This window comes from Burkholderia sp. Bp9016 (genome assembly GCF_003857765.1).
In the GTDB taxonomy this organism is placed as follows: domain Bacteria; phylum Pseudomonadota; class Gammaproteobacteria; order Burkholderiales; family Burkholderiaceae; genus Burkholderia.
Genome location: NZ_QTPY01000008.1, coordinates 247,572 through 253,796 on the forward strand (window position 1 = coordinate 247,572; position 6,225 = coordinate 253,796).

General features: G+C 68.4%; 7 protein-coding genes. 6 read left to right on the top strand and 1 reads right to left on the bottom strand.

All coding sequences use genetic code 11. The features are described from left to right. The first annotated feature begins 2 nt into the window (after positions 1–2). The 4 genes from waaF (at position 3) to DIE13_RS12670 (ending at position 3,262) form a co-directional block, all read left to right on the top strand. On the top strand, positions 3–1,040 hold the full coding sequence (gene waaF, locus DIE13_RS12655; protein WP_098550753.1) for a lipopolysaccharide heptosyltransferase II: 1,038 nt from the start codon (positions 3–5) through the stop codon (positions 1,038–1,040). Positions 1,041–1,155: 115 nt separating this feature from the next. Beyond that, a complete protein-coding gene (locus tag DIE13_RS12660) occupies positions 1,156–1,602 on the top strand; it encodes a nuclear transport factor 2 family protein (protein WP_096507184.1) in 447 nt (148 codons plus the stop codon). Between the two features lie 33 nt (positions 1,603–1,635). Continuing rightward, positions 1,636–2,673 (top strand): hydrolase, encoded by a 1,038-nt coding sequence (locus DIE13_RS12665; RefSeq protein ID WP_124827535.1) that lies wholly within the window; start codon positions 1,636–1,638, stop codon positions 2,671–2,673. Further along, positions 2,666–3,262 (top strand): DUF2946 family protein, encoded by a 597-nt coding sequence (locus tag DIE13_RS12670; RefSeq protein ID WP_124827536.1) that lies wholly within the window; start codon positions 2,666–2,668, stop codon positions 3,260–3,262. Before DIE13_RS12665 ends, DIE13_RS12670 begins: the two co-directional genes overlap by 8 nt. A gap of 35 nt (positions 3,263–3,297) precedes the next feature. On the opposite strand, the gene DIE13_RS12675 is transcribed toward DIE13_RS12670, so the two are convergent. Further along, a complete protein-coding gene (locus DIE13_RS12675; protein ID WP_124827537.1) occupies positions 3,298–4,992 on the bottom strand; it encodes a M48 family metalloprotease in 1,695 nt (564 codons plus the stop codon). A 241-nt stretch (positions 4,993–5,233) separates the two neighbouring features. On the opposite strand from DIE13_RS12675, the gene moaC reads away from it, so the two are divergent. Continuing rightward, positions 5,234–5,713 (top strand): cyclic pyranopterin monophosphate synthase MoaC, encoded by a 480-nt coding sequence (moaC, locus tag DIE13_RS12680; RefSeq protein WP_124827538.1) that lies wholly within the window; start codon positions 5,234–5,236, stop codon positions 5,711–5,713. 139 nt (positions 5,714–5,852) lie between these two features. Then, entirely contained in the window at positions 5,853–6,128 is a 276-nt protein-coding gene (locus DIE13_RS12685; RefSeq protein WP_175750999.1) for a hypothetical protein, read from the top strand. The last annotated feature ends 97 nt before the right edge of the window (positions 6,129–6,225 follow it).

Below are 6,225 nucleotides of genomic sequence, written 5' to 3' on the forward strand. Positions count from 1 at the left end.
TGATGCGTCGAGCGCTGGTTATCGCACCGAACTGGATCGGTGACGCATTGATGGCGCAGCCGCTTTTTGCGCTGCTGAAGAAGCTCCATCCCCGCATCGCGATCGATGCCGTCGCGCCCACTTGGGTCGCGCCCGTACTCGAGCGGATGCCCGAGATCCACGATGTCTACGCGACCGACCTCGCGCACGGCAAGCTGCAGTTGCTGCGTCGCTGGCAACTCGCGAGCGACCTGCGCGATGTCGGCTACGACGCGGCGTACGTGCTGCCGAATTCGCTGAAATCCGCAGTGATCCCGTGGCTCGCGAACATTCCGCTGCGGATCGGCTACACGGGCGAGCACCGCTACGGACTGTTGAACGTGCGGCACGCGAACCCCGACAAGTCGGGCGAGCGTCCGCCGATGACGACCCACTATGCGGCGCTTGCGTATGCGCCGGGCGCGAAGCTGCCCGAGTCGATGAAGACGCTGCCGCCGCCGCGCCTGGACGCAGACCTGAACGAGACGGCGCGCGTCTCCGCGCGCTTCAACCTCGATACGCGCAAGCCGCTCGTCGTGTTCTGCCCCGGTGCGGAATACGGCCCGGCCAAGCGCTGGCCGCCCGAGCACTTCGCGACGCTCGCGACGATCGTCCACCAGTCGTTCCCGTACACGCAGATCGTCGCGCTCGGCTCGCCGAAGGATTCGGCCGCCGCGCAAGCGATCGCCGACCACGCGCCGAACGTGCGCAACCTGTGCGGGCAGACGTCGCTGTCCGAGGCCTGCGCGCTGATCGCGCGTGCGAACGCGGTCGTCACCAACGATTCGGGGCTGATGCACGTCGCCGCCGCGCTGCGCCGGCCGCTCGTCGCGTTGTACGGATCGACCGATCCGCGCCACACCCCTCCGCTGTCGGAGCTGGCGAAGGTACAATGGCTGCATCTCGAATGCAGTCCCTGCTTCGAACGCGAGTGCCCGCTCGGTCATCTGAACTGCCTGCGCGAACTCGGTCCCGAGCAGGTATTCGGCGATTTGCGCGGCATGCTCGTCGGGCAGCGCTGACCCTGGCCGGCAGCGTCGCACGACGCGCCGGGCAATCCGATTCACCGGTGTACGGCGGCCTCATGCGGGCCGCCGTGCTGAATACGGCGCGCGACGCGCGCGAGAGATAACCCCGATGCCACGTTTTGCCCGCCTCTTCGAAGCCGCTGCCGATACGCTGAACGCTTACTACCAGGCCGTCGCCGATGCCAATCTCGACGCGCTGCTGGGGTTGTGGATCGACGAGGATTTCGCCAGTTGCGTCTGGGCCGACGGCGAGCATCTGCACGGCCTCGACCAGATCCGCAGCGGGCTGGCCAACCGGCTCGCGACGCGCCCGGTGACGATCGAACCGCTCGACATCCGCGTCTACGACAGCCTTGGCACCGTCGTCTACACGATCGCCGAAGCGCATCAGCAGGCCGACCTGACGGCCGACCCCGACATGGTTTTCGCCACGTACGTGATGATCCACGAACGCGGCGAGTGGCGCATCGCGCACATTCACGCGAGCCCGATTCCCGAACAAGCGGCCGGACAATTCGCCGCGAAAATCCGTCACGGGCAGGGTCCGCTGCACTGACGAAGAACGAAGCAACGCATTAGCGGGGCGATCATGAGTACGGCTTCTCCGCCCACCTCGCCGCTGACCGGGGCCCCGGCCCCCGACGACGATTCACTGCGCTATCGCGCACCACGCTGGCTGCCGAACAGCCATGCGCAAACCATCGTGCCCGCACTGTTCGCGCGGCGCCCGGCCGTCGCATACCGGCGCGAGCGCTGGGAAACACCCGACCACGACTTCATCGATCTCGACTGGGTCGCGCATCTCGACAGCGCGGCACCGCCGCCCGATGCGCCGCTGTTCGTGCTGTTCCACGGCCTCGAAGGCAGTTCCGGCTCGCACTACGCGCTCGCGATGATGGCCGCCGCCCGCGCGAAGGGCTGGCATGCGGTCGTCCCGCACTTTCGCAGTTGCAGCGGCGAGATCAACCGGCAGCCGCGGTTCTACCATCTCGCAGACAGCGCCGAAGTCGACTGGATCCTGCGCCGGCTCGCCGCGCAGCATCGCGGGCCGATCGTCGCGGCCGGCGTGTCGCTCGGCGGCAACGTGCTGCTGCGCTGGCTCGGCGAGCACCGCAGCGACACGTCGATCGTCCGCGCCGCCGCCGCGATCTCGACGCCGATCGACGTGCATGCGGGCGGCCGCGCGCTGTCGCAGGGCTTCGCGATGGTCTATACGCGCAGCTTCCTGAAGACGCTCAAGCGCAAGGCGCTCACGAAACTCGATCAGTATCCGGGGCTGTTCGACCGCGACGCGATGCTGCGCGCCGTGACGATGCGCGACTTCGACGAAGTCGTGACTGCGCCGCTGCACGGCTTCGCGGATGCAGACGATTACTGGACGCAGGCGACGACCCGCCCGCTGCTGCCCGCGATCGACGTCCCGACGCTGATTCTCAACGCCCGCAACGATCCGTTCCTGCCCGAATCCGCGCTGCCGAGCACCGCCGACGTCTCGCCGGCCGTCGAACTCGACCAGCCCGCGCACGGCGGCCATGCGGGATTCATGACCGGGCCGTTCCCCGGCCGCCTCGACTGGCTGTCGGCGCGGGTGTTCGGCTATTGCTCGAAATTCGTCGACCATGGATGACATCGTCAGGCAGTCACTCGCCAAATGGCCGAACGTGCCGCACTGCACCGGCTGGTTGCTGCTCGACCGGCGCGGCGAATGGCGGCTGCGCGACGACGCCGCGCAGGCCGCCGGCGAACTCGGCTCGCCGATCCGGCACGCGGCGCTGAACGCGTTCATCGGCCGCAATTACGAATGCGATGCACACGGCCAGTGGTTCTTCCAGAACGGGCCGCAGCGCGTGTACGTCGAGCTCGCCTATACGCCGTGGGTCGTGCGCCTCGCCGAACGCGACGGGCAGCTCACGCTCGCCGACCAGACGGGTACGCCGTTCGAACCGGACGCCGCGTGGCTCGACGATGCGGGCGGCGTGCTGTTTCGCGATGCGGGCACGCCGCCGCGCGTCGCGGCACTCCACGACCATGACCTCGGCCTGTTCGCCGATCATGCGGACTTCGACGCCGCGCCGCCCGTGCTGCGCTGGCGCGACGGTTGCACGCTGCGGCTCGGCAGTCTCGCGTGCGCCGACGTGCCTGCAAAGTTCGGCTTCGTCGCGAGTCCCGCTCAGCGGGCGCACGACGAAACCGATGGCGGCGGCAGCGAAAGCTGACTCGCTCCACCCTGCTCCTGTCCGCCTGACGGCCGCTACCCGCGGCCGTTCTTCTCGTCCTCGCGCTCTTCCTTGTAGCGTGCCTCGAGTTCCAGCAGCCGCGCGCCGATGATCGACTGGTCGTAGAACGACACGTCCTTCGCGTCGCGCGCTTCCTTCAGCTGGCGAATCGCGGACAACCACGCGCCGTCGAGCGCCAGTTTCTCCGCAAGCGCGCGGCGCCGCGCGAGCACGTCGCCCTTGCCGTCGCTCGCCTTCGCGAGGTAGCTCCACCAGTCCGGCTGCTCCGGGTCCGCTTTCGCCTGCGTGCGCGCGAGCGCCTGCGCTTCGGCGAAGCGGCGCGCGGCCAGCAGCGTCTGCAGGTGCGCGACGATCGCCGCGTGCGACGCCGGCCAGCGCCGCTGCGCGAGCGCCGCGAGCCGCACCGCGTCGTCGGTCCGGCCCGCGCGGCGGGCGATGTCGGCGGCCAGCACGTCGAGGCTCGGCGAACTCGCCTCCGGATCGTCCTCGCGCCGCTCGCGCGCATCGAACGCACTGCGTGCCGATGCGAGTGCCTTGTCGGCCGCGTCGTACTGGCCGAGCAGCGTGTTCGCGAGCGCGATGCCGTACTCGTTCGCCGCGACGTTCGGCGCGGTGCGCTCGTCGATCTCGAGCTGCATCCGGTGCGCCTCGGCCGCGATGTCGTTCGGCGCGCGGTTCTGCAGGATCCGCAGCCGTGCCCGCACGAAACCGTATTCGGCCGACTGGCGCGGTTGCCGGTACGGCGCGCGGCGTGCGCGATCCTCCATGTCGGCGATCCGTTCACCCGTCAGCGGGTGCGTACGGGCATAGGCCGGCACCCCCGCGTCGCCCATCGACGCGCGATCGAGCCGCTCGAAGAAGCCCGGCATTCCGTACGGGTCGTAGCCCGCGCCTGCGAGCAGCTGGAAGCCGACGCGATCGGCCTCGCGCTCGGCCGAACGCGAGAAACGCAGCTGGTTGTCGACCGCATACGCCTGCCCGCCCACCGCGATCGCGCTGCCGAGATCGCCGCTTTTCGCGAGCACGCCCGCCAGCACCCCCAGCAGCATCGTCGCGAGCGCGGTGTAGCCGGTCTTCTCGTTCGCGCCGATCATCCGGGCGATGTGCCGCTGCAGCACGTGCCCCATCTCGTGGCCGACCACCGATGCGAGCTCCGACTCCGTCTGCGTCGTCACCACCAGCCCGCTGTTGATCCCGATGAAGCCGCCCGGCATCGAGAATGCGTTGATCTGCGGATCGCGCACCGGGAACAGTTCGAAGTCCGGCATGTAGCCGCCGATGAAGCGCGCCGCGGCCGCGGCCGCGAGCCGCGCCGCCATCGCGTTCAGGTAGTCGCGCACCAGCCAGTCGTCCAGATAGTCCGGGTCGCGCCGCACCTCGCGCATCACGCGCTCGCCGAGACGGCGCTCGGCCTGCGGCGTCAGCGAGCCGCCGGAGCCGTCGCCGAGATCGGGCAGCTCCAGCGCGCGCAGCGGTGCACGCAGGTTCGCGGCAGGCGCGGATGCGCCGCCGGCGCCCGAGAAACGGCTTTCCGCGCCGCCGTACGTGCCGAATACGCCGGTCGCGATGCCGGACGGCACCGTGGAAATCGACGGCGCAGCGCCGGGCGCCGGCTCGAGCGGCGGCGCGGACGCGCGCTGTGCATGGCTGCTCGGCGGCAGCACGAGCGCCGCCGACAGCAACACGGCAAGCAACTGTTTGACACGCATGGCAGGTTGAAAGCGACGCCGTCCCGCGCGCCGGGCACGCATCGCGGCGTCTGGTCTGAAGATTCCGGTCATTGTAACGGTGCGATCACGACTGTTTCGTGCCGCGGACGGGTGTTCTGCGTCCCCGGCGTCACGCATGCCGCTGCTATGATAGGCGCCCGTTGAAACGTTGCATGCGACCGCGGCACGGCGCCGGACGCGGTGGATCGACCGGCCGCGACGCATGAGATCGGAGCAAGACATGTCAGGACTTACCCATTTCGACGCCGCCGGCCACGCGCACATGGTCGACGTCGGCGGCAAGCAGGAAACTCAACGCATCGCGATCGCGCGCGGCACGATCAGGATGCTGCCCGCGACGTTCGCGCTGATCCGCGACGGCAAGGCGAAGAAAGGCGACGTGCTCGGCGTCGCGCGCATCGCCGCGATTCAGGGTGCCAAGCGCACCGCCGACCTCATTCCGCTGTGTCACCCGCTCGCGCTGACGCGCGTGGCCGTCGACTTCGAGCTCGACGACACGCTGCCCGGCGTGCACTGCGTCGTGCAGGTCGAGACGTTCGGCCGGACCGGCGTCGAGATGGAGGCGCTGACCGCGGTGCAGGTCGGCTTGTTGACCGTGTACGACATGTGCAAGGCGGTCGATCGCGGGATGGTGATCACCGACGTGAGCGTGCGGGAGAAGCGCGGCGGGAAGTCGGGGGACTGGAAGGCGGAGGATTAAGGCTTTGTTTCGTAAGCCCTTTCCTCGATGCCATACCGACCACCCCGGTATCAACTTCGTCTGACGAAATCGCCTCGAATCTGACTGCTGGCATACGAAAAATCGATCTTGTCCCACTCCTGTCCCACAGGAGACTGGAATGGCTTCAATTCGCCAACGAGACGGGAAATGGCAAGTACGTGTTCGGCGTCGAGGATTCGCCGACGAAGCAAAAACGTTCAACACTCGCACCGATGCGGAGCGATGGGCGCGATCCGTCGAAACGGAGATGGATCGCGGAAGCTTCGTCAGTCGCAGTGAGGCCGAAGCGCACACGCTCGAAGACATCATCAACCTCTACATCACCGACGTATGTCCGACGCAACGTAGTGGCCCCGATGACCTGCCCCCTTCAATCGGGCCAATGGGCTTCTAGCAAAGTCCCTTTAAACCAGCTCCTGGAAAGCGGCAGGAGCATCCGCGGTTGCCCGATGTTTCGCCGCAAACTCTGACGGCGCAAGGTAATTCAGTGC

Excerpts from the sequence above, each read along its gene's own strand:
- waaF (WP_098550753.1), top strand. The coding sequence starts at position 3 with ATGCGTCGAGCGCTGGTTATCGCACCGAACTGGATCGGTGACGCATTG.
- DIE13_RS12660 (WP_096507184.1), top strand. The coding sequence starts at position 1,156 with ATGCCACGTTTTGCCCGCCTCTTCGAAGCCGCTGCCGATACGCTGAAC.
- DIE13_RS12665 (WP_124827535.1), top strand. The coding sequence starts at position 1,636 with ATGAGTACGGCTTCTCCGCCCACCTCGCCGCTGACCGGGGCCCCGGCC.
- DIE13_RS12670 (WP_124827536.1), top strand. The coding sequence starts at position 2,666 with ATGGATGACATCGTCAGGCAGTCACTCGCCAAATGGCCGAACGTGCCG.
- DIE13_RS12675 (WP_124827537.1), bottom strand. The coding sequence starts at position 4,992 with ATGCGTGTCAAACAGTTGCTTGCCGTGTTGCTGTCGGCGGCGCTCGTG.
- moaC (WP_124827538.1), top strand. The coding sequence starts at position 5,234 with ATGTCAGGACTTACCCATTTCGACGCCGCCGGCCACGCGCACATGGTC.
- DIE13_RS12685 (WP_175750999.1), top strand. The coding sequence starts at position 5,853 with ATGGCTTCAATTCGCCAACGAGACGGGAAATGGCAAGTACGTGTTCGG.